The sequence below is a fragment of the Fulvivirga marina genome, from assembly GCF_016775155.1.
GTDB classification, from domain to species: Bacteria; Bacteroidota; Bacteroidia; order Cytophagales; family Cyclobacteriaceae; genus Fulvivirga; species Fulvivirga marina.
Map to the genome: position 1 here is coordinate 70,261 of NZ_JAEUGD010000031.1, position 22,207 is coordinate 92,467.

At 38.7% G+C, this 22,207-nt stretch carries 28 protein-coding genes; all 28 read right to left on the reverse strand.

Annotation, left to right across the window (positions count from 1 at the left end):
* Positions 1-12: 12 nt before the first annotated feature.
* Entirely contained in the window at positions 13-411 is a 399-nt protein-coding gene (gene rpsH / locus JMN32_RS09260; protein WP_202856037.1) for a 30S ribosomal protein S8, read from the reverse strand.
* A 95-nt stretch (positions 412-506) separates the two neighbouring features.
* Positions 507-776 (reverse strand): 30S ribosomal protein S14, encoded by a 270-nt coding sequence (gene rpsN, locus JMN32_RS09265; RefSeq protein ID WP_155211318.1) that lies wholly within the window; start codon positions 774-776, stop codon positions 507-509.
* Between the two features lie 6 nt (positions 777-782).
* The gene (rplE, locus tag JMN32_RS09270; protein ID WP_202856038.1) at positions 783-1,343 is read right to left on the reverse strand and encodes a 50S ribosomal protein L5; all 561 of its coding nucleotides are present in this window, start codon (positions 1,341-1,343) and stop codon (positions 783-785) included.
* On the reverse strand, positions 1,336-1,683 hold the full coding sequence (rplX, locus tag JMN32_RS09275) for a 50S ribosomal protein L24 (protein ID WP_202856039.1): 348 nt from the start codon (positions 1,681-1,683) through the stop codon (positions 1,336-1,338). Before rplX ends, rplE begins: the two co-directional genes overlap by 8 nt.
* A 2-nt stretch (positions 1,684-1,685) precedes the next feature.
* Entirely contained in the window at positions 1,686-2,054 is a 369-nt protein-coding gene (gene rplN / locus JMN32_RS09280; protein WP_202244611.1) for a 50S ribosomal protein L14, read from the reverse strand.
* 1 nt (position 2,055) lies between these two features.
* Positions 2,056-2,313 (reverse strand): 30S ribosomal protein S17, encoded by a 258-nt coding sequence (gene rpsQ, locus JMN32_RS09285; protein ID WP_202856040.1) that lies wholly within the window; start codon positions 2,311-2,313, stop codon positions 2,056-2,058.
* A 7-nt stretch (positions 2,314-2,320) separates the two neighbouring features.
* Positions 2,321-2,515 (reverse strand): 50S ribosomal protein L29, encoded by a 195-nt coding sequence (gene rpmC / locus JMN32_RS09290; RefSeq protein WP_202856041.1) that lies wholly within the window; start codon positions 2,513-2,515, stop codon positions 2,321-2,323.
* Between the two features lie 5 nt (positions 2,516-2,520).
* Positions 2,521-2,943, reverse strand: a complete 423-nt coding sequence (gene rplP / locus JMN32_RS09295; RefSeq protein ID WP_202856042.1) for a 50S ribosomal protein L16 — start codon at positions 2,941-2,943, stop codon at positions 2,521-2,523.
* Between the two features lie 50 nt (positions 2,944-2,993).
* Complete coding sequence (gene rpsC / locus JMN32_RS09300; protein ID WP_202856043.1) at positions 2,994-3,728, reverse strand: 30S ribosomal protein S3; 735 nt, start codon at positions 3,726-3,728, stop codon at positions 2,994-2,996.
* A complete protein-coding gene (gene rplV, locus JMN32_RS09305; protein WP_202856044.1) occupies positions 3,728-4,117 on the reverse strand; it encodes a 50S ribosomal protein L22 in 390 nt (129 codons plus the stop codon). Before rplV ends, rpsC begins: the two co-directional genes overlap by 1 nt.
* A gap of 2 nt (positions 4,118-4,119) precedes the next feature.
* On the reverse strand, positions 4,120-4,398 hold the full coding sequence (gene rpsS, locus JMN32_RS09310; RefSeq protein ID WP_155173943.1) for a 30S ribosomal protein S19: 279 nt from the start codon (positions 4,396-4,398) through the stop codon (positions 4,120-4,122).
* Positions 4,398-5,225, reverse strand: a complete 828-nt coding sequence (gene rplB, locus JMN32_RS09315; protein ID WP_202856045.1) for a 50S ribosomal protein L2 — start codon at positions 5,223-5,225, stop codon at positions 4,398-4,400. Before rplB ends, rpsS begins: the two co-directional genes overlap by 1 nt.
* Before the next feature lie 13 nt (positions 5,226-5,238).
* On the reverse strand, positions 5,239-5,526 hold the full coding sequence (rplW, locus tag JMN32_RS09320; RefSeq protein ID WP_202856046.1) for a 50S ribosomal protein L23: 288 nt from the start codon (positions 5,524-5,526) through the stop codon (positions 5,239-5,241).
* A 2-nt stretch (positions 5,527-5,528) separates the two neighbouring features.
* A complete protein-coding gene (rplD, locus tag JMN32_RS09325; protein WP_202856047.1) occupies positions 5,529-6,158 on the reverse strand; it encodes a 50S ribosomal protein L4 in 630 nt (209 codons plus the stop codon).
* Entirely contained in the window at positions 6,158-6,790 is a 633-nt protein-coding gene (gene rplC / locus JMN32_RS09330) for a 50S ribosomal protein L3 (RefSeq protein ID WP_202856048.1), read from the reverse strand. Before rplC ends, rplD begins: the two co-directional genes overlap by 1 nt.
* 244 nt (positions 6,791-7,034) lie before the next feature.
* Positions 7,035-8,330, reverse strand: coding sequence for a phenylacetate--CoA ligase family protein (locus JMN32_RS09335; protein ID WP_202856049.1), 1,296 nt, complete (start codon positions 8,328-8,330; stop codon positions 7,035-7,037).
* A 14-nt stretch (positions 8,331-8,344) separates the two neighbouring features.
* Positions 8,345-10,024, reverse strand: a complete 1,680-nt coding sequence (locus tag JMN32_RS09340; protein WP_202856050.1) for a C45 family autoproteolytic acyltransferase/hydolase — start codon at positions 10,022-10,024, stop codon at positions 8,345-8,347.
* A gap of 20 nt (positions 10,025-10,044) precedes the next feature.
* A complete protein-coding gene (locus JMN32_RS09345) occupies positions 10,045-10,722 on the reverse strand; it encodes a YdcF family protein (RefSeq protein ID WP_202856051.1) in 678 nt (225 codons plus the stop codon).
* The gene (locus JMN32_RS09350; RefSeq protein ID WP_202856052.1) at positions 10,722-12,242 is read right to left on the reverse strand and encodes a phytoene desaturase family protein; all 1,521 of its coding nucleotides are present in this window, start codon (positions 12,240-12,242) and stop codon (positions 10,722-10,724) included. The genes JMN32_RS09345 and JMN32_RS09350 overlap by 1 nt, the downstream gene beginning before the upstream one ends.
* Before the next feature lie 2 nt (positions 12,243-12,244).
* The gene (locus JMN32_RS09355) at positions 12,245-16,099 is read right to left on the reverse strand and encodes a trifunctional MMPL family transporter/lysophospholipid acyltransferase/class I SAM-dependent methyltransferase (RefSeq protein WP_202856053.1); all 3,855 of its coding nucleotides are present in this window, start codon (positions 16,097-16,099) and stop codon (positions 12,245-12,247) included.
* Positions 16,100-16,152: 53 nt separating this feature from the next.
* The gene (locus JMN32_RS09360) at positions 16,153-17,355 is read right to left on the reverse strand and encodes a DUF2062 domain-containing protein (RefSeq protein ID WP_202856054.1); all 1,203 of its coding nucleotides are present in this window, start codon (positions 17,353-17,355) and stop codon (positions 16,153-16,155) included.
* Between the two features lie 5 nt (positions 17,356-17,360).
* Positions 17,361-17,738: a hotdog family protein gene (locus JMN32_RS09365; protein ID WP_202856055.1), complete on the reverse strand. Its 378-nt coding sequence runs from the start codon at positions 17,736-17,738 to the stop codon at positions 17,361-17,363.
* Positions 17,735-18,334 (reverse strand): hypothetical protein, encoded by a 600-nt coding sequence (locus tag JMN32_RS09370; RefSeq protein WP_202856056.1) that lies wholly within the window; start codon positions 18,332-18,334, stop codon positions 17,735-17,737. Before JMN32_RS09370 ends, JMN32_RS09365 begins: the two co-directional genes overlap by 4 nt.
* A gap of 23 nt (positions 18,335-18,357) precedes the next feature.
* Positions 18,358-18,987 (reverse strand): LolA family protein, encoded by a 630-nt coding sequence (locus JMN32_RS09375; RefSeq protein ID WP_202856057.1) that lies wholly within the window; start codon positions 18,985-18,987, stop codon positions 18,358-18,360.
* Between the two features lie 2 nt (positions 18,988-18,989).
* Complete coding sequence (locus JMN32_RS09380; RefSeq protein WP_202856058.1) at positions 18,990-19,751, reverse strand: polysaccharide deacetylase family protein; 762 nt, start codon at positions 19,749-19,751, stop codon at positions 18,990-18,992.
* Positions 19,748-20,752 (reverse strand): beta-ketoacyl synthase chain length factor, encoded by a 1,005-nt coding sequence (locus tag JMN32_RS09385; RefSeq protein WP_202856059.1) that lies wholly within the window; start codon positions 20,750-20,752, stop codon positions 19,748-19,750. The genes JMN32_RS09380 and JMN32_RS09385 overlap by 4 nt, the downstream gene beginning before the upstream one ends.
* The gene (locus JMN32_RS09390; protein ID WP_238354409.1) at positions 20,752-21,972 is read right to left on the reverse strand and encodes a beta-ketoacyl-[acyl-carrier-protein] synthase family protein; all 1,221 of its coding nucleotides are present in this window, start codon (positions 21,970-21,972) and stop codon (positions 20,752-20,754) included. Before JMN32_RS09390 ends, JMN32_RS09385 begins: the two co-directional genes overlap by 1 nt.
* On the reverse strand, positions 21,953-22,207 hold the full coding sequence (locus JMN32_RS09395) for a phosphopantetheine-binding protein (protein ID WP_202856060.1): 255 nt from the start codon (positions 22,205-22,207) through the stop codon (positions 21,953-21,955). The genes JMN32_RS09390 and JMN32_RS09395 overlap by 20 nt, the downstream gene beginning before the upstream one ends.

Genomic DNA, 22,207 nt, shown 5'->3' on the forward strand with positions numbered 1-22,207 from the left:
GTTTATTATTAATTAGTATACGTAACACAATACTTCGCCACCTACATTCATATCTCTGGCTTCCTTATCCGTAATAACACCACGGGAAGTAGAAAGGATAGCCACACCAAGACCATTTAACACTCTTGGCAAAGAATCAGCTGAAGCGTATTTTCTTAATCCAGGCTTACTAACTCTTTCTAAATGAAAGATGGCTGGTTTTTTTGACTCAGGATTATATTTCAAAGCTATTTTGATATTTCCCTGATGATTATCTGTCTCCTCGAACTTATAGTTCAGAATATACCCTTTATCATGAAGTACTTTAGTCATTTCCTTCTTGATGTTAGAAGCAGGAATATCAACGACCCTGTGTTTGGCCTTGATAGCATTCCTCAAACGGGTTAAATAATCTGCTATTGGATCTGTCATTTTCTTCTTTATCTAATGTATAACTGCCGCCCGTATGAAACAGGCCTGCAAAGATACAGAACTATTTTTTTGAATAAAACAAAAAGAGAATCTTTTTACCAGCTGGCCTTAGTAACACCAGGTATTTTGCCATCAGAAGCCATTTCTCTGAAAGTTACCCTAGAGATACCAAACTTACGCATATATCCTTTAGGTCTACCTGTTAGTTTGCATCTATTGTGCAACCTTACTGGTGATGCGTTTCTTGGCAACTTATCAAGGCCTTCATAATCTCCAGCCTCTTTTAACGCCTTACGCTTAGCAGCATACTTTGCCACTAATTTCTCTCTCTTTTTTTCTCTTGCTATAACAGCTTTTCTTGCCATAATATTTTATGATTTACTTGCGTTACTTGCGAAAGGCATACCAAACGCTTTCAACAGTTCGAAACTTTCTTCGTCTGAATCAGCAGTTGTAACAAAAGTAATGTCCATACCACTGATCTTATTTACTTTATCTATACTAATTTCAGGGAAGATAATTTGTTCCTTCACTCCAAGTGTATAGTTACCTCGGCCATCAAAACCTTTATCATTGATGCCTCTAAAATCCCTAACGCGAGGAAGTGCAATAGCCATTAGCCTATCCATGAACTCATACATTTTGTCACCTCTTAAGGTTACTCTGGCTCCGATAGGCATACCATCTCTTAACTTAAAGTTAGAGATTGATTTTTTCGCTTTTGTAGCAACGGCTTTTTGTCCGGTAATAGTAGTTAACTCTTCTATACCTGTATCGATAAGCTTCTTGTCTGCAACAGCAGCACCGATACCTTTATTGATACATATTTTAACTACTTTAGGAACCTGCATTATCGACTTGTACTGAAACTTGTCCTTAAGTGCAGGTATAATTTCCTTTTGGTATTTGTCTTTTAATCTAGGATTAGCCATTTTTAATAATTTCTCCAGTTTTCTTAGAATATCTTTGCAGCTTACCTTTATCGTCTGCTTTTCTTCCCGTTCTGGTGGCCTCACCAGTTGCCGGATCTTTCAGCATCAAGTTACTTATATGAATCGCAGCTTCAGTCTTCTCTATTCCACCTTCAGGATTTGTAGCAGATGGTTTCACATGCTTGGTAACTACATTTACACCTTCGACAACCGCTCGCAACTTAGAAGGCATAACTTCCAGCACCACACCCTCTTTTCCCTTGGAGTTACCTGCAATTACTTTTACAGTATCCCCTTTTCGTATGTGTAGTTTGGGTTGTTTATTTTTTCTTCTTTCCATGATTATAATACTTCAGGTGCCAGTGAAACAATTTTCATGAATTGCTTTTCACGCAATTCCCTAGCTACAGGTCCAAAAATACGAGTGCCTCTTGGCTCATCATTAGCTGTAAGCAATACAGCGGCATTATCCTCGAATCTGATGTAAGAACCGTCTTTTCTTCTTACTTCCTTTTTAGTTCTAACAATAACGGCTTTAGAAACCGTACCCTTTTTCAGGTTACTGGATGAAAGTGCTGACTTCACTGATACAACAATTTTGTCACCAACTGAAGCATACTTCTTACCAGTACCTCCCAATACACGAATGCAAAGAACTTCCTTTGCACCGCTATTATCTGCCACGTTTAATCTTGACTCTTGTTGTATCATCTTATTTAGCCTTTTCTATGATTTCAACTAATCTCCACCTTTTGTTCTTACTCAAAGGACGAGTTTCCATAATTTTCACAGTATCTCCGATACCGCACTCGTTCTTTTCGTCGTGAGCCGTAAACTTGGTAGTTTTCTTAACAAACTTACCATAAATAGGGTGCTTTTCTTTACGTAGTACAGACACAGTAATGGACTTCTCCATCTTGTTGCTGACAACCTGCCCTATTCTTTCTTTTCTTAATTTTCTTGACTCCATGTAAATATTATTTAGCAAGTTCCTTAGCCCTAATTTCTGTTTTTAACCTGGCTATCAATTTGCGCGTTTCTCTGATTTTCATAGGATTCTCGATTGGAGAAATCTCATGAGCAAATCTCATCTTTCTGTATGCTTCCTGCTCACCTGCCAGTTTTTGCTTCAGTTCTTCTATGCCTAATGCTTTAATCTCTGAATTTTTCATCTTTATTATGATTCAACGTAATCTCTACGTATTGCAAACTTAGTTTTAATAGGAAGCTTCATCTGTGCCAATCTTAACGCTTCTTGTGCCAACTCTTTCTTAACACCACCGGCTTCAAAAAGAATTGTACCAGGCTTAACAACTGCTACCCAATACTCAGGTGCACCCTTACCTTTACCCATCCTTACCTCTGCGGGCTTCTTTGTAATAGGCTTATCAGGGAATATACGAATCCAAACTTGCCCTTCCCTTTTCATTGCTCTGGTCATTGCAATCCTTGCTGCCTCTATTTGTCTGGAAGTAATCCATCCAGCCTCTAGGGCTTTAATACCAAATGCTCCAAACGCAATTCTGTGACCACGCTGCGCTAATCCTTTTATCCTGCCTTTCTGCTGTTTCCTGAACTTAGTTCTTTTCGGCTGTAACATAATTTTATGACTTTAGATTTGCGCAACAAGGTGCGCAATCACCTTATGACTTATTTATTTCTTCTACGTTTAGGACCGCTATCTCCAGAAGCTCTTTTTCTTCCTCCTCTTCCACTTCCTCCTGAGTTAGCAACTCCTACATTTGGAGAAAGATCTCTCTTTCCATAAACTTCTCCCTTGAAAATCCATACTTTGATACCAATCTTACCATATACAGTATTGGCCTCACAGATAGCGTAGTCAATATCAGCTCTCAACGTATGCAATGGAATTCTACCATCCTTGTACTGCTCGGTACGAGCCATTTCAGCACCACCTAATCGACCTGATACTTTTATTTTGATCCCTTGAGCTCCAACTCTCATGGCAGATGCTATTGCCTGCTTCATTGCTCTTCTATATGAGATTCTTGCTTGCAACTGCTGAGCAACAGAGTCTCCCACAAGTTTAGCATCAAGCTCCGGTCTTTTTATTTCAAAGATATTGATCTGGACATCTTTGCCTGTAAGCTTTTTCAGTTCTTCCTTGATCTTATCAACTTCGGCACCACCTTTACCAATTACAACACCAGGACGTGCAGTATGAACCGTTAAGGTAATTCTCTTTAAAGTTCTTTCGATGATAACTTTAGAAATACCACCTTTCGGGATACGAGCAGCCATATATTTTCTAATATTATGATCTTCGATCAATTTATCAGAAAAAGTATTTCCACCATACCAGCTGGAATCCCATCCTCTTACGATGCCAAGTCTTAAAGCAATAGGGTTAACTTTCTGTCCCATTATTTATCTTCTTTTTCTTTTTTCTTAGTACTCTTTTCTGCTACAGGTGCCTTGCTATCCAGAATCAATGTAACATGATTAGATCTCTTTCTGATTCTATGAGCTCTACCCTGCGGAGCAGGTCTTAATCTTTTAAGGATTCTTCCACTGTCTACGTAAATTGATTTTACATAAAGATCAGCATCCTCCAGGTCCACATCCTGATTACCTTGTTGCCAGTTAGATATTGCAGAAAGCAACAATTTCTCTAACCTGGCAGCACCTTGCTTAGGCTCAAATTTTAATATGTTCAATGCCTTATTAACCCCTTCGCCACGGATAAGATCTGCAACGAGTCTCATCTTTCTGGGAGAGGTAGGTACATTCTTTAATTTAGCTACTGCCTCCATAATTATCTTTTGCCTTTATCTTTTTTACCTACGTGTCCTCTGAAATTTCTGGTTGGAGCAAATTCACCGAATTTGTGACCTACCATGTTTTCAGTTACGTACACAGGGATAAATTTATTTCCGTTGTGAACAGCGAAAGTGTGTCCTACAAAATCAGGAGAGATCATTGACCTTCTTGACCAGGTCTTAATTACAGATTTCTTTCCTGAATCATTCATGACATCGACTTTTTTCTCGAGTCTGAAATCTATATACGGTCCTTTTTTTAGTGATCTAGCCATTATTTCTTCTTACCTCTACTGATGATTAGATTATTTGAATATTTCTTAGGCGTTCTGGTTTTCTTACCTTTCGAGTAAAGACCCTTTCTAGATCTAGGGTGCCCTCCTGAGGACTTACCCTCACCACCACCCATTGGGTGATCAACAGGGTTCATAGCAACACCTCTTGTTCTAGGTCTCTTACCTAACCAGCGGTTTCTTCCCGCCTTACCTAGTCTAACGTTCATATGATCAGAGTTAGATACTGATCCTACAGTAGCCAGACATGTAACTAATACTTTTCTAGTTTCACCTGAAGGCAATTTGATAGTAGCATATTTTCCTTCTCTTGCAGTGAGCTGAGCGTATGAGCCTGCACTTCTTGCCATTGCTCCACCTTTACCAGGCTTCAACTCTATATTGTGAACGATTGTACCTAAAGGAATTTTTGCGAGGGGTAATGCATTTCCTACTTCAGGAGCTACTGATTCTCCTGATTTAATCTCTTGACCAACCTGAAGTCCTTCAGGTGCCAAAATATAGGTCTTTGCTCCATCAGCATAATATAACAATGCTAAACGCGCAGATCTTGTAGGATCATATTCAATGGCCTTAACAGTTGCCGGCACATCAAATTTATTTCTTTTAAAATCTACAATCCTAGTCTTTCGTTTGTGACCACCACCAATGTAACGCATGGTCATTTTTCCAGAATTGTTTCTACCTCCAGATCTTTTGTTTGTTACAACCAGTGACTTTTCAGGCTCAGACTTAGTAATCTCAGTAAAGGCAGGAGCTATCCTGTATCTTTGCCCTGGAGTAACTGGTCTTAATTTCTTAATTGCCATCTCTTCTTAATGATTAAATTTCGCTGTAAAAATCTATTACTTCACCATCCGCTACCGTTACAATAGCTTTTTTGTATGACGGGGTTCTTCCAGTAACGACTCTGGACTTAGTATACCTGGACTTTGCTTTACCAAGGTAATTCATGGTATTTACATCCTCCACAGTAACTCCGTACATTTTTTCTACAGCCTTCTTAATCTCCACTTTATTAGCTTTGCGATTTACAATGAAACCATACTTGCCTTTCTCATTTAAAGCAGAAACTTTTTCTGTAACCAATGGCTTTATTAAAACACTCATTTTTATTTCTTCAATAAGTTATCAATCTTCTCTACTGAGCTTTCGCTAAGTATTAAATTATCAGCATGCAACACATCGTAGGTATTCAGACTGTCTGCTGTTATTACCTTTGTGTTCTGTATATTTCTTCCTGAAAGTACAACATTTTTACTGTTCTCAGCAAGAACCAATAGTGTCTTTTTATCTCCTAAGGAAAGGGCCTCCAACATCTTAAGGTATTCTTTTGTTTTAGGGGCTTCCATATTGAAGTCCTCAACAATAGCTATACTATTATCCTTTGCTTTGTAGGTCAATGCTGATTTTCTTGCCAACTCTTTCAATTTCTTATTTAGCTTGAAAGAATAGTCTCTTGGAGCAGGACCAAATACACGTCCACCACCTCTAAACACGGGTGACTTTATGCTACCCGCTCTAGCTGTACCAGTACCCTTTTGCTTTTTGATCTTTTTAGTAGATCCACTTATTTCCGCTCTTTCTTTTGACTTGTGAGTACCCTGTCTCTGATTAGCAAGATACTGTTTAACATCAAGGTAGATCGCATGATCGTTTGGCTCGATACCAAATACTTCTTCAGAAAGACTTATTTTCCTTCCTGTATCTTCACCACTATATTTTACTACTGAAATGTCCATTACTTCTCGAGAATTACAGTTGAATTATTTGCCCCTGGTATAGAACCACTTATTAAAATCAAGTTCTTTTCAGGTATGATTTTCATTACTTGAAGGTTAATAGCTTTAACCCTATTACCTCCAGCTCTACCAGCCATTCTCATACCTTTAAATACTCTGGCAGGATAAGAAGCACCACCAATAGAACCTGGGGCCCTTAATCTGTTGTGCTGACCATGAGTACTTTGCCCAACACCACCAAAACCGTGTCTTTTAACAACACCCTGGAAACCTTTACCTTTAGATGTACCAATTGCATCAACGAAGTCTCCTTCCTCAAACACATCACCCACCTTAATTTCCTGCCCCAATTGCACACCTCCCTCAAACTCCATTCTGAAATCCCTAAATTCCACGAGCTCTTTCTTAGGAGTAGTGTTAGCATTCTTAAAATGCCCTAGCAACGCTTTAGGAGTATTTTTCTCTTTACGTTCTCCAAAGCCTAACTGGACAGCTGTGTACCCATCAGTCTCCTCATTTTTTACTTGTGTTACTACACAAGGACCAGCCTCTATCACCGTGCATGGGACGTTTTTCCCAGCGGCACTGTAAATGCTAGTCATTCCGATTTTCTTTCCTATAATACCAGACATTTTAAAATCTTTATAAGCGTACTTTAGCTATAGCTTTTACGGTTTTTCCGCAAAAGGACTGCAAAGATAGTAACTTAAAGCGAGTTACCAAATACTAGTTATTAAATTTTTTAAAGAATAATATTTGGGGGTAGTGCGGTCTGCCTTACTTTACTACGAGGGTGCAAAGATGCGATAAATGTTTAAATATGGCAAGAGTTATTTTCACTGACTTAAATTATTGATTTAAGTCCTCGTTCTCATATTAGGCTTTTAAAGATCTATGATCGATAAACTTTACTGGCTTTCGGCTGGTTTTGGGGTATATGAGTTTAAGAATTTCAGATTCAGACACCTCCTCAAGCCCTGGAGTGACACGTAAAAGTGTTCGGAACTTATCGGCAAGCTTCTTTCTCTCATATTTCACTCCGGTGCTATACTTAACGGTAAGTTCATCATTACCGTATTGGTCAGCAGTTGCCAACACTTGATAGTAACCAATACTATCATCATTATCCAAGAGGTCAAAGATAGCGGGAGGGTAGCAGGTTGTTCCTTTGTATTTTATCAATTGGTTCTTTCTACCTAATACTGGGCTTACTCTAAGCGTATTGCGCCCACATGAACATGGTTCATCTAATATAGCGCACATGTCCCCGGTTTTAAACCTTATTAGAGGCATGGCTTCCACTCCAAGGGTAGTAATAGTAAGCTCTCCCAAGGTTCCTGCAGGGACTGGCTGGCCATGATCGTCAAGGACCTCTGCTACAAGAAGTTCTGGGTGTAAGTGACCTCCCTGTCCTTGCGAACATTCTGTGAATGCAGCTGCCATTTCAGTAGAGGCATAGGTAGAATAGAGTTCGATGCCCCACTTTTCAGTTATCTTTTCACCAAGTGCATTGAGAGAAAGGTCGCCTTTTCTAATGGGTTCCCCGATACATATTGCTTTTTTAACGGAGCTGTTTTTAAAATCTATACCCTCAACCTCAGCGTATTCAATTAACTTAACCAAAAAAGATGGTACAATAATGAGTGCTGTTGGCTTAATTTCCTGTATTGTCTTCCATTGTAACTGAGGCAAGCCCGGCCCTACTCTTACCATACCAGCACCAAGCTCTCTGGCTCCTAGCGCATAAGCTAGACCTGCCATGAACTGACGGTCCAAAGTGGTAGTAAGTTGATATATTTCGCTTTCATCACCTCCAGTGCAAGCCAACGATATGGCTTCATTATATGCAAGCCTTTTTACATCATTCTCTGTTAAAGGAACTGTAACCGCTGCCCCTTCCGTGCCGGAAGTGTTGCAATATTCTACAATTTCAATAGGTGATACACACCAGAAATCCTGCTGATATTTTTGCAAATGCCCTTTGTTTGTTGGCGGAATTAACTTGAGATCATCAATAGAATTAATGGATTGAACATCGACCTGATGTTTATCAAAATGACGCTTATAAAAAGGTGATCTCTCACTCACAAACAAGAGCAATTTTTTAAGTTCTTCGAACTGATGGTTTGATATATCTTCCTTTCCCCTGCTTTCTAATGGAGGTATATTCATGGCCGAATTGACTTTTACTGGATGTTCAGATGTTTACGGCATATTTTCAAGCCTTCCTCGATATGCTTTCTCTCACTCTTTTTGGCGATTTCCAGATCCAGCGCAATATTATAATATTTTTCAGCCTCTTGCCAAGATTCAATACTTTTAAAATAATCTCCCAAGTAGAAATAAGTTAAAAATCCATGAGGGTTACTTTCTATAAATCTATTTACATCCTCATTATGCAAAACAAATTCACCCCCTTTCGCCAGATGTTTCTGAATTTTTCCTCTTATCTCTACAAAATCAATATATCTCTTATATCTATCGGTAAACAAAAAAGCATCTTTACCAATACTCAAAGAGTCCGTATATGTAAACTGTTTTTTCTTTGTCTCCTTGAAAATTTTGTTCAGGTCATAAGCTATAAAATCGCCTAACTGATAAGGAGGGGCGGAGACCCAGGCGATCATCTGCTCCGGTGAGAAAATAACAGAATGATGTGCTATAAGTTGATTAATAGCTTTTTCATTGGCAAGACCTATGTCCTCTCCATCAACACCTCTTTTATCCCTTAGCACAAGTGCTACCTTTTCCGGGTTAAGTGGTGCCAGTGAATCTATCAACTGACCAACACGCTCATACCGGTAATCCGAAACTCCCTCCTGTAAATACTCCTGGTTGAGCGGATCATCTTGTAGTTCATTACTTTGAAAATGATTTGTAATTATCATTTCACTATCATTTTCTTCATATAGTGCGGTTGCTTCCGGGGTTTTCTCAATCAACGCAGCTCTGCCATCCTGCTTCGAACCTATTAGAAAGGTCTCCGCCACAAAAGATTCATATGACCTCGCAATATCATATGCCTCGTCGATGGTTCCAGCATATTGTAAAATCTGTCGAGCAATAATCGACACTGGCGTTTTCCCCATAGAAGGAATACCGGATTTAGCCGAATTGAGCGTCACCGTCAACCCCATTTCGTTCATTCCTGAAACAACGCCACTAAAGCATGCCCAGGTTACTGACATAAATTGGTAACCATCATCAGGATTGTAAAAAGCCACCATTCTATCTTTTGCAAATTCCTCCCCGAAATAAAAATCAAAGTTCCGCCCTATAAGTAATTTGCCATTCTCTGATTTCTCGCCTCTCACGGCAAACGAGGTACAACCTACAAGGTTCATATTCTGCAATGCATGTCCAATATCATGAGCCGCATGATAGCTCAGCCCACGATGGTACTTAGGTGATATATAATCAAATGAGTCAGCCATATATTGTGAAGACCCATATATTTCTTTTAAATATTCTTCGGGAACATATTCATCAAGGTCACGATGAAACCAGCCCACAACATACTTTAAGAAGTTGAGATAAGAACTTGATGGCACTCTATTTTCAATCTCAGTGATAAACGAACTCTCTTTCTCAGCCAGTAGTTGCTGTGCCAAAGCACCAAAAGCTAACCCACGCTCATACGGATCGCCCCGAAGGTAAATTTCCCAGATCTCTTTATCATTTTTATGAATCCAGCTGCCATCGATAGTAGCATAATGATCATCTCCTAAATTTTCAACTTTCACATGGTCTATCTCCTGCCCCCCGGCAAGAGGGGATGACATGTGAACATTAAAAAAATAGATGGCAACTAATACTAACAGCACCAGCACAAAAACACCAAATACGATCTTAATTTTTTTTCTCATTACGTCTATGGAACAGGTCTTTAGTCTCTATATTGATCTTCAATATTTTCTCCCATTGTACCTCTTAATCTTTGCCAAAAACTTTCCCGTTCAGGAAGTGCTTTAAAGTCTTCCTTAAGAGCAATTTCAGGGTCAATAATTACATCTAAGAAGTGTAGCTGCTCTAAAATGGTGTACTGAATGGGCAGATATTTTATTTTAAACGGTCTGCTCTCTGCATATTGTTGCAGGAAAAACGATTGAAAGGGATCTGTAGCCAGGGCTATTTTCTTAAACCCTTTGGACTTTGCTAATTCATATGAATAAAACAGATTCTCAGTACTATGCTCAGCATTGGTTTCTGTAAAAATCAGATTTTCGGGCACCCCTAATTCAATAGCATATTGCTTCATGATGGTACCCTCAATATACGGTGAGTATACTGCGCTTCCAGAATAAATAATATGCTTTGCTAACCCTTTCTCCCAAAGGTATTTTGACCAATATATGCGTGTCTTCATAATATCATGCCATTTACCTTTATAAGGATAGCCGGGAACAATAATGACGTCATAGGGCGCATCCGTTATTGCATCATGATACGTATCTCTAGTGGTTTTCTTTAAATAGAAATAAAGCATTACTATGGACACAAGTGCAACCACATGAAGCCAGAGAACTACTTTAACTATCCTATTTTTAAAGAACCTTTTTAACATCACTCTTCAGTAGTTGATTCAATGATCTTATTCATTAAATAATGGTGACCTAATATCTCCGAGCAGGTGGTGATAGCTCCAATTGTAACCCCTAGCACTCCATGCATGTTAAGGTTCTGACCTGTAAGTAACAGGTTTGGAACTTTGGTCTTAGGCGATATGAATGATTTCAATGGGTTTTTATAATCCTTTTTCACCCCATAAAGTGAGCCATCCTTAGTACCGATGTAATCTCTATAGGTAAGCGGTGTAGAAGTGTAATAAGCCTCTGTATTCTCTCGAATGTCAGGAAACTTCTTCTCCAGTTCATCAAATAATACCTGGGCTTTTTTCTCCTTAAAAGCTTCATACTCTTCTCCCCTGTCAGATTTATGCGATACTGTATTGAATGTGTAGTCCCATTGAGAAGTTTCATCAAAGTGCATATAGGCCATCATTATTATACTATCAGCATACTTTTCGGATTTGCTTGTAGCTCCACTGAACACTGCATATCCCGTTGGCCAGTTATTTTCATATTCAGCTCCGATCCAAACATCCGGATCTATAAAGTGATAGTAATTACAATTAAAATTAGGGATAGTACCTGGCTTAGGAACTATATATAAGATGAATACTGAAATTGAATTTTCGAGACTATTAATCCTCTTTCTATACGCCTTCCTTATTTTGCCTTCCTCTATCATGTCAAGAGTAAGCGAAGGGTGAATATTTGATATAAATGTCTTCCCCCTAAATTTTCTACCATCAGCAAGCACAACATGGTCGACTTCATCACCTTCAAATACAAAGTCTACAACTTCTGCATTCTTTAGCACCCTACCACCACATCGACGAATATTGCGTGATAGCAATATGGCAATCTGCGAACCTCCATCCACACATTTCCAAGAACTTTCAATATATGAGTTAATCACCAGTGCATGAACATACAATGGTGTTTTATCCCCTTCTCCTGCATATAAAAGATTGGTACCAGCCAGTATCATCTGCAATCTCTCATTAGAAGTACAGCTTGCTATGAAATCCCGCGCATTGATATCCAGAAATGGCGCATCATTAAGCTGCCCATTCATTGGCTTAACGTCATACATGGGGAACTTGCTGCACACTTCTCTGATCTTATCACAATACTTGATAATACCTTCTCTCTCTTCAGGAAAGTAGCTACTCATGGTTTCTATAAAGTTATCGTAGCCCTGGGCATACTTATACTCCGTATCATCTCCCTCGAAGGTAACCACATCAAAACCATTCATATCCATTCTCTTCAGTTTAAGGTCATCTACTATTCCCAGATACTTAAAGTATCTATATAGATTTTGTCCCTTTCCCAAACCTCCTATATAATGAATACCCGTATCGAAAATGCGTTTGTTTCGTGAAAATATCTGAAGGTTTCCTCCTATCTGTTTATTCTTTTCTAAAACAAGTACACTATACCCTTCACGACTCAGAATGGTACCACACTCCAAGCCTCCCAGGCCACTCCCAATAATAACTATATCAAAACTTTCCATTTTCAATTTTGGGTTAACACGAAAATTGTGTTCGACGTTCGCTTCGTATTATCAATTACTTCAAGCTTAAACTTATTTCTTTCAGCAAAATGTTGTATTGTATCAGAAGAAATGAAGTTGAGGGTATTTCTTGTTTTGTTAAAACCACTCCCCGTTGAAAATACTTCTGTAAGTTCAGTTCCTCTATGCCTCTCTTTTTTATTAGAGTCTCCATCTCTTATGATCAGTTTACCTCCAGCATTCAGTCTTACCGCCATATTATTTAATAGTGTTTCCTGTTCGCGTACAGTTAAATAGTGCAACACATCGCTTACTATAAATACGTCAGCCTTACCAACCTCTACGTCTAGCACATCTCCATGTTCAAAGGTTATATTTGCCGGTTTATCCGGACAGTTTTGTGCCACAAATATCTTTTCTTCATCATAATCCACCCCCAATATTTCTCGATCTTCACTACTAAATCCCAATGCATACGCCATAGGCCCATAGCCACACCCAAGATCTACGACTCGTCCTTTTTTAGGCACCAATTCATGGAACAATTGATACCCATTCTCAAGTTTGTATTTAACTTTAATATACCACTCAAGGACAGGCCCCTTAAAAAGGTAGTTCTTTAAGATTACTTCCTTAAAAAAGTTCGGATTCTCTTGTTTCTCCCTTAACCTATTATACTCTGACTTAAAATACTTACTGATCTTCTTGGTTCTCTCCCTATAACCAACCCCGTAAGCAGGATCATTATATGCTATTCGAGGAAGAAACTCCGTTGTGATCTCGGTCCTTTTAAGGTAGAAATCGTCACCTCTCGTCATAGCAAAGCTGGTACCATGTAAAAGCACCGGCTGAATATCTAACCTAAAATGTTCTGCCAAGAAAAATGCTCCTTTATGAAAACGACCTAACTCTGCTGTTCTGGATCTTGTACCTTCCGGATAAACTATAATTGAGTATCCCTCTGCTATTATTTTTTCAATCTTTTCGAGTTGATTTTCCAAGCCTTTTGAGGCGAGTATGAAATCAGCATACTGAACGGATTTACCAAAAAGCGGTGAGTTATACACCCAGTCATTGGTCACCATTACTACTTTAGGATTAAACATCAATAAAAGCAGGATGTCCATAAATGAATGGTGATTACTGATGATCACAGACGGTTTGTCAAAATCTATGTTATCCTTTCCGACAACCTTTTTACGAATATTGATCATCACATATATTACTAACCAACAGAAAAATTGAATGAGCTGGTGAAAATAATGTTTCCGCTTTCTCTCAGAAGCCCATGGAATCCGACTAACCCACCTAGCTACAACCAGCATGAGACATCCAAAAACAAAGCAGGTAAACGCCGCAACGGTCCTTAAAAATGAGGCAAACGTAAAAGGAATAACATGCTTCTTCTTTCTCCTAAGAATGAATAAATTATAAAGCATGTGCTCCACGGTAAAAGTGATGAATACTACTGAAAGGATACCAATAATAGCCAGAAAAGCGATTGACTTTAGGGCCGGATGCTCTGCAAATGCCAATACGCCTATACCCAGCAAGGTGGTTACTGTTGAAAGTATTATTGACTTTTTGTATGAGGCCAGGTTATCGGTTCCATATGCGTATTGCTGGGTTAAGCCTCGCACAACAAATATGCTATAATCTATACCTAACCCGAATATGAAAGTACAGATGATAATATTAACAATATTAAAGGTAAGCCCAAGCCAACCCATTAAACCCAAGACCCAAAGCCAGCTTAGTAAAATGGGCAAGAAAGCAATAAGTGCAAGTTCTAACCTCCCATAGCTGACCAACAGTATAAGAAATACCACTATCAAAGAGATGTTTACCAAATTACTAAAGTCCTCTCTCAACAACTCTACCAGCTTATTAGTCAGGTGGGTCTTATCAAGAATCACTATTCCAGATAGCTTTGACAGCGTTTTTAAAATGGCTGGTTTATTTTCCTGCGATAGTGAAATAGTCGATAAAACAGAAACATTCCCATTAGCACCTTTGATCAGTAGCTCATCACCCATGACTGATAAGATATTTTCAATACCTTCCTCCGATATTGTTGTATAATCCTTGCTCAATACCTGGGTAAAACTGGAAAAGGTTCCCTCTCTAAACCCATAGGTTTTAGCTGCTTCATTCAAGCTATTTACTACACTATCACGGCTATTGTTTTCCCAAAAGCTCTTCCAATTTTTCACACCCTCCCTCTGACGCTCTGGTGAGGGTATTATATTATTCAGAGTATAGAAATCATATATGGAATCTTGTGCTTTTAAGCGTTCCATTTCCTTCAGGAGTGCCCTATTAGCTTGCAGTGCTTCATTGATGTTGTTTCCGCTAAAAGCAACATAGATATTATTAGCTGAAAAACTCGAAATAGCATTAATCCTTTCCTGGTAAGTTTCCAGATGCTCAGGCATATAATTAAGCTTAAGCATGTTATTTTCAAAGGATACTTGCTTCCAGGTAAAAAAACTTATGGTTGTCAGTACTACAAGTATAATTCCAGCCCAGGCCTTTTTGTAAAATGGATAGGCTGCCAACCAACTTACCAGTCTCTCTACTAAATTCTTATTGGAGGACTTAGGATTAGGTTTCTCCTCCTCTCTTATGATCATATGTGGGAGGAAAATCAATGTATAAAGAACTGCTGCCAAAACACTTACACCCGCAAAAATCCCCAGATCCTGCAAGGCTGAAGACCTAATAAATGTCAGGGAGAGAAAAGCACAGGTCGTGGTAATACTACTCATCAGCAAGGGAATGGAAAGGTCCTTAAACAGCGCTTTCACATCCTTTTCCTTTTTATAGTGCGTAAAAAAATGCAGAGCATAATCGATAGTAATACCCAGAAGGACTGAACCAACACCTAACGAAATAACCGAAACACTATCTCTTACTACAGCCAAAAATGCAATCGCTACTATTGCTCCAAATACACCAGGAGTAACCACGATAATAAAAGTGCCAGCGTTTCTATAGAAGAATGAGATAAACACAAACAAAGCTACCAGAGCAAGGCTCACTGTAATATATATATCTCCTTTTATACGACCTGCATTAGCCACCGCAACTGCTGCTGGCCCAAAGTATTCTACTTTTATTGCTCGATTAGCTGTTTCAAGGTGGTCCTTCAGTTGGTTAATCCCTTCAATCAATCTCCCGTTATTTGAAGTCTCATTAGGCGGATTGCTTAAGGTCACAAAAAAGATGAGGTGGCGATTATCAGTTGTTACAATATGGTTTTGATACAAGTTGAAGTTATTATCAAGCTGCTGATCTCGCATACGTTGCAAAGGAAATGCCGCCAGCCCCAATGGGTCCTTGATAAGCATTTTTGTCACTACGCCAACCGGTGACAGCAGTTGTTTATAGGTACGCCGCACGGATTGTTCTATGGCCTTCTTTTCAATTCTGGTTTCTATTTGTTCATAATCTTCTGGCTGTAGATAAAAAGGAAGGTGGCTATAGTAATAATCATACATCATCTGCATTTGTTCATCAGGAACTTCCCTGATGATTTCATCAATGAATTCTGAGTAACCAGCAACCAGAGAATCTGAAAATGAGTGTGCTTCTGCCACCAATTGGTCTGGATCTGCCGAAGTTGAATCCTTAAAATAGAGATGCACCACCAACCTGTTGTTGATCTTAAGACCTTCAAAAACTTTATTGACCGATATCACCTGCTCATCCTTCGGAATTATGTTGAGTATATTCTCCTCAAGACGAATAGTCATAGCCAAATAAGTAGCTCCTGAAAGGAAGAGTACCAAAAAAATGAAGGATATTATCCTGCGCGCTCTAACGAATTTATAAATTTGATAAAACAACTTTGACATGCAGTATTAAGATGGGGCTATTTACAATCAGCGACAAATGTAACCAGATTTTCTTACAGGCTGGTAAGACTATCTCTCGCTTCACTTTTCAAAGGTCTTCTTATCATAAAGTACAGCAGAGTTAATAGCCAGGCCAATATTCCCATAGCAAGCGCCAACGCAATAGCACCCACAACATATTGCACCAAATTGGCCTGAATAGTATCGAATGTAATACCTGAGTGAAATAACATATCATTTCTGGGATCATCAACAAAAAGTGCTCCTAACCTATAACTACTATAAATAATCACAGGGATCATGGGAGGAATACTGATATGCGCTGCTACTACAAATAAAGCTTTATTAAGCTTCATCAAATGAGATAGTGCCACACCGACTATCAGCTGATATCCCCAAATAGGGAATATCCCCATAAAGACACCAAATCCAATAGAGAGAGCTTTAATTCTTACGGGCTCTTCCCTATTGAGCAAGTTCTTCTGTGCAAATTTTTTAATATTCTCCCGGGTTAAGGACTTGATGAACCGAAAGGGTATGTAGTATAGCAAGGCGAGTATAAAAAACCATGTGTTTAAAATGCTGATTCTAGTAAAATCAACAAATGGTCTAAAATGAGATATTCGCTTTTTCCCTGGCTCATAATGCACGCGGATAGGGATGTTCCTAACCTTTATTCCCTTCCATGAAGCTTTTACAATCACTTCTACTTCAAACTCAAACCGTGAAGTGATATACCTGATCCCCTGCATCTTTTTAATAGGATACAGGCGATAGCCAGACTGCGTATCCGTTAATTTTACTCCTGTATCAACATAAAACCAGAAATTGGAAAATTTATTACCAAAACTACTCTTACCTGGCACATTTTTCTGGCTCATATTCCTAGCCCCAATAACAAGGCTATCTGGCTCCTTTCCAATCTCTCTTAAAAATTTTGGTAGATCTTCAGCAAAATGTTGCCCATCACTATCTACAGTTATGGCATATTCATAACCCTTGCTTAATGCATATTTAAAAGCTTTTCTTAGCGCAGCTCCCTTTCCCTTGTTTATTTCATGATGGATTATTTGTATTTGGTCACCAAAAGATTTTATGATTTCAAGGGTGTTATCAGTAGCTCCATCATTAACAACAATTACATCTGAAATGTAATTAAGCACATCTGTTATCACTTTTGATAATGTACCTGAGTTGTTGTAAGTAGGGATAACAACACAGCATTTATATTGCCGAAACTGTGATTTGTAATCCATGATAATCACTTCAGTTCAAAAAGGCCTTTAAACTTAAAATTGACCTCACCATTATCAAGAAAGGTACTTGCCGTCGCTGCCAGTCCTTTTGGCACTTCTTTGGTAAGAATATCAAATTTCAATTGGGCATCTTTCGTTGGATCAACCAGTTTTACATATTTAATGTTTACTCCTTCTGACATAAACCATGACTTTCCGGTCTCCTGACTTATGATTTCTTTTAATATTTCCAGAAGACAGACACCCGGAAGTACCGGCTGTTGAGGGAAATGTCCTTTAAAAATGTCATGATCAACATTTAACGATACGTTTACCATGTAGTGCCCTACCTCAGGCTGTACTACCTTACCAAGGGTATATAAGTTTCCTTTTAACATGCTCATCTCTCCAATAATTTCATTTCCATCTTCATCTTAATGTAGCGATGATTTACACATATTTCATCAGGAATGTGATCATCGTTGGTATAAAAGAAGGAAGCTTTAGTCTTAAAAAAAGTAAAAGTATTTTTAGTTTCTGCCTCCCTTACATCATTATTATTGGCTAGTTTAACCTTAATAATCCCAGCTCCTTTTACTTTATAGCCGTCCTTCCTTTTTCTCACTTTATCCGGGTTCTGCAAATCTGTCAAAAGCATAATGCTGAAATCCCTAGCCATAATTTTTCTAATGACTGCCCGTTCCATTCCTTTAGGTACTTTATTCCAGATCAACTCTCCATTCTCAAGCACGAAATCCATTATTGATGGTCCAAGTTTAGATAAAAGAACAACCCGATACGCTTCCCCTTCCTTTTTTACAACCATTAACCCACTAAAGCTATATTCCTTATAGGCAAAAACCGTATTGTAGATGAGCCCATTTTCGGCATGATTTATATATGGCTCTGGCAGATGTGTTTTTTGCCCATAAGCCATTACCGTCATGCATACACTTAAAATTGTAAGGAATAAAACTCGCTTATTTAAAACCATGATCATTGAATTGCGAGAACATTTTACTCTCACTGGAATGAAAATTCGCTATCAGGAATTGATGCATTTATTTTTTTATTGTGGAAGGTTATCAGGGTATAATCTCCTTCGTACTCAAAAAGCTGAATTCTATTCACGGTATAATCACTTTTCTCAAAATAGATATCAATTTGCTTTACATAGCTCTTCAACTGCTCTTCCTGAGGGTTGAGCCTGGTTAAATATAGCTCATTATTCTCCAGATAAGAAATATCAAAACGCTCTTCCTGCAAAACGTTGCCCCGAACACTATTTATGATCAGATCATTTAACTCCTTAAAGATTTTACTATTCTTGATTTCAAATGAATTAACCTTTCCTTCATCATTGATCTTGATCTCCTCGCCATTGAGTAATATGGCATAGTTATAAGGATTGGTGTATGACCACTTTAACAGATCTGGTTTTTTAAAGTGCATTGTACCTGATGACTCTACCCCATTGGATAATATACTCAGGTATTTATTTTGATTAAACTTAGCCTGTATTGTATTGGTTGTCGATGCCATTTGATTGATCCCTTTTTTAAAACTTTGTATATCTTTCATACTTACAAAGTCATCATTCTGAAACAACAGCATTGAAGGGAACATTATCAAGTATATAAGCAACTTACTCATAATCAATTAAGTTTAAATATTTCGTCGATAGTGACGCATGTATAATTCTTCTCCCTGGCATGAAGCAAAATTGCTTCCAAAATTTGAGCCGTTTGCTCTCTGTTATCATGGAGCAATATGACTGACCCCGCCTTTAATTTCGAAATTACCCGTGCGGTTACTTTTTCAGGATTCTTAACCGCTGTATCAAAAGAACGCAAATTCCACCCAATTACCTGCATATGTGTCGTTTTTACTGCAGCAGCAATTGCAGGATTGGTTACTCCGTAGGGTGGTCTGAAACAATTTACTGTTTTACCTGTGATATCTGTGATCAACCTATTTGTCTTTCTTATTTCATCGGCAATTCGCTTTTTTCTGAAAAGAGAAAAGAGTGAGTGATGAGAGTATGAATGATTGCCAACCACATGCCCCTCATCAACTATTCTTTGCGCTATTGCCGGATATTCTTCTATATTCTTGCCAATCAAAAAAAATGATGCTTTTGATTTATACTTGCTTAATATATCCAGTACGCTTTCAGTAAACAAGTGAGGGCCGTCATCAAAGGTAATTGCTATTTTATTTTCAGTATTCTCAGGAAAAGTATAGGCGGATAAAAATACATTATACTTCATTACAGAAGAGCCTATAACTAAAAAGGAAACAAATACAAGAACCGCCAGCACGTAGACAATCCAATGGACGAAACTGAAATAGTCCAGCAAAACTACGCCTGACATAATTACTAAGAACACATTCCGTACTATCACAAAGCGTGTCATAGGGATAACAGGGATATGGTATGATTCACTCCTTGATAGTGATTGTAGATCAATACTTTTGTTAAGCCACTGGTATTATTTCCAGAAATTAGGATCTTGGGAAAAATACATTGCTTACGAAGCATTTCAGACCCCACGTTAAAGGCATATGCAGAAGCAGTAAAATATTCCCCTGTTACTTCTTTGAAATTTATCACAGGTATATCTGGGGTAAACATCTGTATTATCTCTTTATAATATGGATCTCCCAACCCTTCTCCTATACCAAGTATCAATGCATCCACTTCATTGGTATCAACGTTATTGCGCCTTAAAAAGCTTTTTACTCTTTCAGTGATCTGTTGCGTAGTTATATAATTGACGGTATCTAAACCTTCAATACAAACAGCACCATCTATTTTAGTATTTGAAATCATAAAAAAACACGCTCCCTCACCCAATAGAGTGTTTCCACCACAATTCATGTGGGTCAGGATATTATGTACCTCCGATGTCATTTCATCCGTACCACCAAGTAGTACATGGTCAGCACCTTCATAAATGCGCATCATGGCATCGGCAAGAGCGTTTTCAAAAGAATGTCCTCTATTTACATAGGTGAAATTATCTTCGGAACATTGCAGCATTAATGCCAACTGACCAGCGATTGTATTGTGAGTGGATTGAATAAAAGCAGTAGGAGATAACAGTCCCTCCTCCTCATTAATTATTTCCCTTAGAAATTTTTCCGTATCCTTTATACACCCCAGACCAGTGCCCACAACTATTGCATCCGGTTGTCCTATATCTGCTTCAGCAAGCACCTTGTTTCCGGTTGCTACACTCATTTTTATAATCCTACTCATGCGTCGTGCCAACTTCGGATCAATTACACTTTTATAGTCAGGCTCTATCGCTAGTTGATAGGGAAGATCTGATGATTGCCAGACATCCAGGTACTTTTCCGAATCAAAAGTATTCTGCGGCGTAATAGCTGACGATGCTGTGATGTATACCTTCATTATGAAATGTCTGCAAAAATAAGCGATGAACAGTTGCCTCCAAACCCAAACGAGTTAGAAAGCACATGTTGTACTTTCATAGGAGTCAAGGAAGTCACTGGCGATTTGATCACCTCCATTGACCTGGAAAAATTCAGGTTGGGGAATATCATTTGGTGTTGAATGGCCAATATGGAAAATACAGCTTCAATAGCTCCTGCTGCACCCAACGTGTGACCGGTATAAGCCTTGGTTGAACTATATGAAGGAACCTCTGCCCCAAAGACCTCTTTTATCGCACGGCTCTCTGATAGATCATTATTAGCTGTGCCTGTACCATGCGCATTTATATAGTCAATCTTTTCTGGAGGCACACCTGATATGCTCAGCGCCTTTTTCATTGCCATTAAAGCTCCTTTTCCCTCTGGTGAGGAAGCTGTCTGATGGTAGGTGTCATTGGCATTGCCATACCCTACAAGTTCAGCCAGAGCAGTACCTTTTCTTTTATTCAGTGATTGCTCTGATTCCAAAACAAGAAACGCCGCTCCTTCACCAAGGTTAAGGCCTTGACGCTCCTCATCAAACGGCTTGCAGTAAGCTTGATCAAGTATTTTTAGAGAATTAAATCCATTCAGTGTAAACAGAGAAAGAGCATCCGTACCTCCAGCAATTACACAATCTGCCATGCCTGATTTTATCACTCTCCCAGCATTCATAATTGCATTGGCTGAAGATGAACAAGCCGTACTTATAGTTTGCAATATCCCCTTCAGACCTAGTTTATTAGCAACTTTCATTGTGGAATAACCACAATCATGCCCTTGAAATGAAGGTATGTAATCCACTTCTTTCTCCCTCAGCACATCCTGGTAGGCCCACTCTGAAATATCCATTCCTCCAACACTCGTTCCATTGATAAGTGCAGTATTATCCAAAATTTTGGGTGTTAAACCAGCCGTCTCCACTGCTTCTTGGGCTGCTAATATAGCTAGCAAAGTTGTACGTGATGTGATCAAACCTTGTAAGCCAACCAGCTCGGCCAGTTCAGCGTTCGAGACCTTCAGTTCCCCCACAGGCATATCCTGATGAATAGTGCCTAGAAGTGAAGGATTACTTATGCCACTCTCGGAAGATCTCAGAGCAGTAAAATTACTATCTGCACCTATCCCCAAGGACGAAACTATACCGTATCCACTGACATAGACCTTTGGCTGCACGTCACTACTTTTTATTCCTTTCAATAAAAGCTGCTATTGTATTTATAGATTGAAAAATCTCCCTTCCCTCTTCAGGGTTTTCAATTTTCAATCCATAGTTTTTCTCAAGCAACACAATCAATTCCAGAGCATCAATAGAATCGAGTCCCAGTCCACCTCCAAACAACGGTTCATCGTTGTCAATATCTGCTGCATTTACATCTTCCAAATTCAACGCTTCTATTATAGCTGCCTTCAGATTATCTTTAAGTTCTTCCAT

Excerpts from the sequence above, each read along its gene's own strand:
- rpsH (WP_202856037.1), bottom strand. The coding sequence starts at position 411 with ATGACAGATCCAATAGCAGATTATTTAACCCGTTTGAGGAATGCTATC.
- rpsN (WP_155211318.1), bottom strand. The coding sequence starts at position 776 with ATGGCAAGAAAAGCTGTTATAGCAAGAGAAAAAAAGAGAGAGAAATTA.
- rplE (WP_202856038.1), bottom strand. The coding sequence starts at position 1,343 with ATGGCTAATCCTAGATTAAAAGACAAATACCAAAAGGAAATTATACCT.
- rplX (WP_202856039.1), bottom strand. The coding sequence starts at position 1,683 with ATGGAAAGAAGAAAAAATAAACAACCCAAACTACACATACGAAAAGGG.
- rplN (WP_202244611.1), bottom strand. The coding sequence starts at position 2,054 with ATGATACAACAAGAGTCAAGATTAAACGTGGCAGATAATAGCGGTGCA.
- rpsQ (WP_202856040.1), bottom strand. The coding sequence starts at position 2,313 with ATGGAGTCAAGAAAATTAAGAAAAGAAAGAATAGGGCAGGTTGTCAGC.
- rpmC (WP_202856041.1), bottom strand. The coding sequence starts at position 2,515 with ATGAAAAATTCAGAGATTAAAGCATTAGGCATAGAAGAACTGAAGCAA.
- rplP (WP_202856042.1), bottom strand. The coding sequence starts at position 2,943 with ATGTTACAGCCGAAAAGAACTAAGTTCAGGAAACAGCAGAAAGGCAGG.
- rpsC (WP_202856043.1), bottom strand. The coding sequence starts at position 3,728 with ATGGGACAGAAAGTTAACCCTATTGCTTTAAGACTTGGCATCGTAAGA.
- rplV (WP_202856044.1), bottom strand. The coding sequence starts at position 4,117 with ATGGAGGCAGTAGCTAAATTAAAGAATGTACCTACCTCTCCCAGAAAG.
- rpsS (WP_155173943.1), bottom strand. The coding sequence starts at position 4,398 with ATGGCTAGATCACTAAAAAAAGGACCGTATATAGATTTCAGACTCGAG.
- rplB (WP_202856045.1), bottom strand. The coding sequence starts at position 5,225 with ATGGCAATTAAGAAATTAAGACCAGTTACTCCAGGGCAAAGATACAGG.
- rplW (WP_202856046.1), bottom strand. The coding sequence starts at position 5,526 with ATGAGTGTTTTAATAAAGCCATTGGTTACAGAAAAAGTTTCTGCTTTA.
- rplD (WP_202856047.1), bottom strand. The coding sequence starts at position 6,158 with ATGGACATTTCAGTAGTAAAATATAGTGGTGAAGATACAGGAAGGAAA.
- rplC (WP_202856048.1), bottom strand. The coding sequence starts at position 6,790 with ATGTCTGGTATTATAGGAAAGAAAATCGGAATGACTAGCATTTACAGT.
- JMN32_RS09335 (WP_202856049.1), bottom strand. The coding sequence starts at position 8,330 with ATGAATATACCTCCATTAGAAAGCAGGGGAAAGGAAGATATATCAAAC.
- JMN32_RS09340 (WP_202856050.1), bottom strand. The coding sequence starts at position 10,024 with ATGAGAAAAAAAATTAAGATCGTATTTGGTGTTTTTGTGCTGGTGCTG.
- JMN32_RS09345 (WP_202856051.1), bottom strand. The coding sequence starts at position 10,722 with ATGTTAAAAAGGTTCTTTAAAAATAGGATAGTTAAAGTAGTTCTCTGG.
- JMN32_RS09350 (WP_202856052.1), bottom strand. The coding sequence starts at position 12,242 with ATGGAAAGTTTTGATATAGTTATTATTGGGAGTGGCCTGGGAGGCTTG.
- JMN32_RS09355 (WP_202856053.1), bottom strand. The coding sequence starts at position 16,099 with ATGTCAAAGTTGTTTTATCAAATTTATAAATTCGTTAGAGCGCGCAGG.
- JMN32_RS09360 (WP_202856054.1), bottom strand. The coding sequence starts at position 17,355 with ATGGATTACAAATCACAGTTTCGGCAATATAAATGCTGTGTTGTTATC.
- JMN32_RS09365 (WP_202856055.1), bottom strand. The coding sequence starts at position 17,738 with ATGAGCATGTTAAAAGGAAACTTATATACCCTTGGTAAGGTAGTACAG.
- JMN32_RS09370 (WP_202856056.1), bottom strand. The coding sequence starts at position 18,334 with ATGATCATGGTTTTAAATAAGCGAGTTTTATTCCTTACAATTTTAAGT.
- JMN32_RS09375 (WP_202856057.1), bottom strand. The coding sequence starts at position 18,987 with ATGAGTAAGTTGCTTATATACTTGATAATGTTCCCTTCAATGCTGTTG.
- JMN32_RS09380 (WP_202856058.1), bottom strand. The coding sequence starts at position 19,751 with ATGACACGCTTTGTGATAGTACGGAATGTGTTCTTAGTAATTATGTCA.
- JMN32_RS09385 (WP_202856059.1), bottom strand. The coding sequence starts at position 20,752 with ATGAAGGTATACATCACAGCATCGTCAGCTATTACGCCGCAGAATACT.
- JMN32_RS09395 (WP_202856060.1), bottom strand. The coding sequence starts at position 22,207 with ATGGAAGAACTTAAAGATAATCTGAAGGCAGCTATAATAGAAGCGTTG.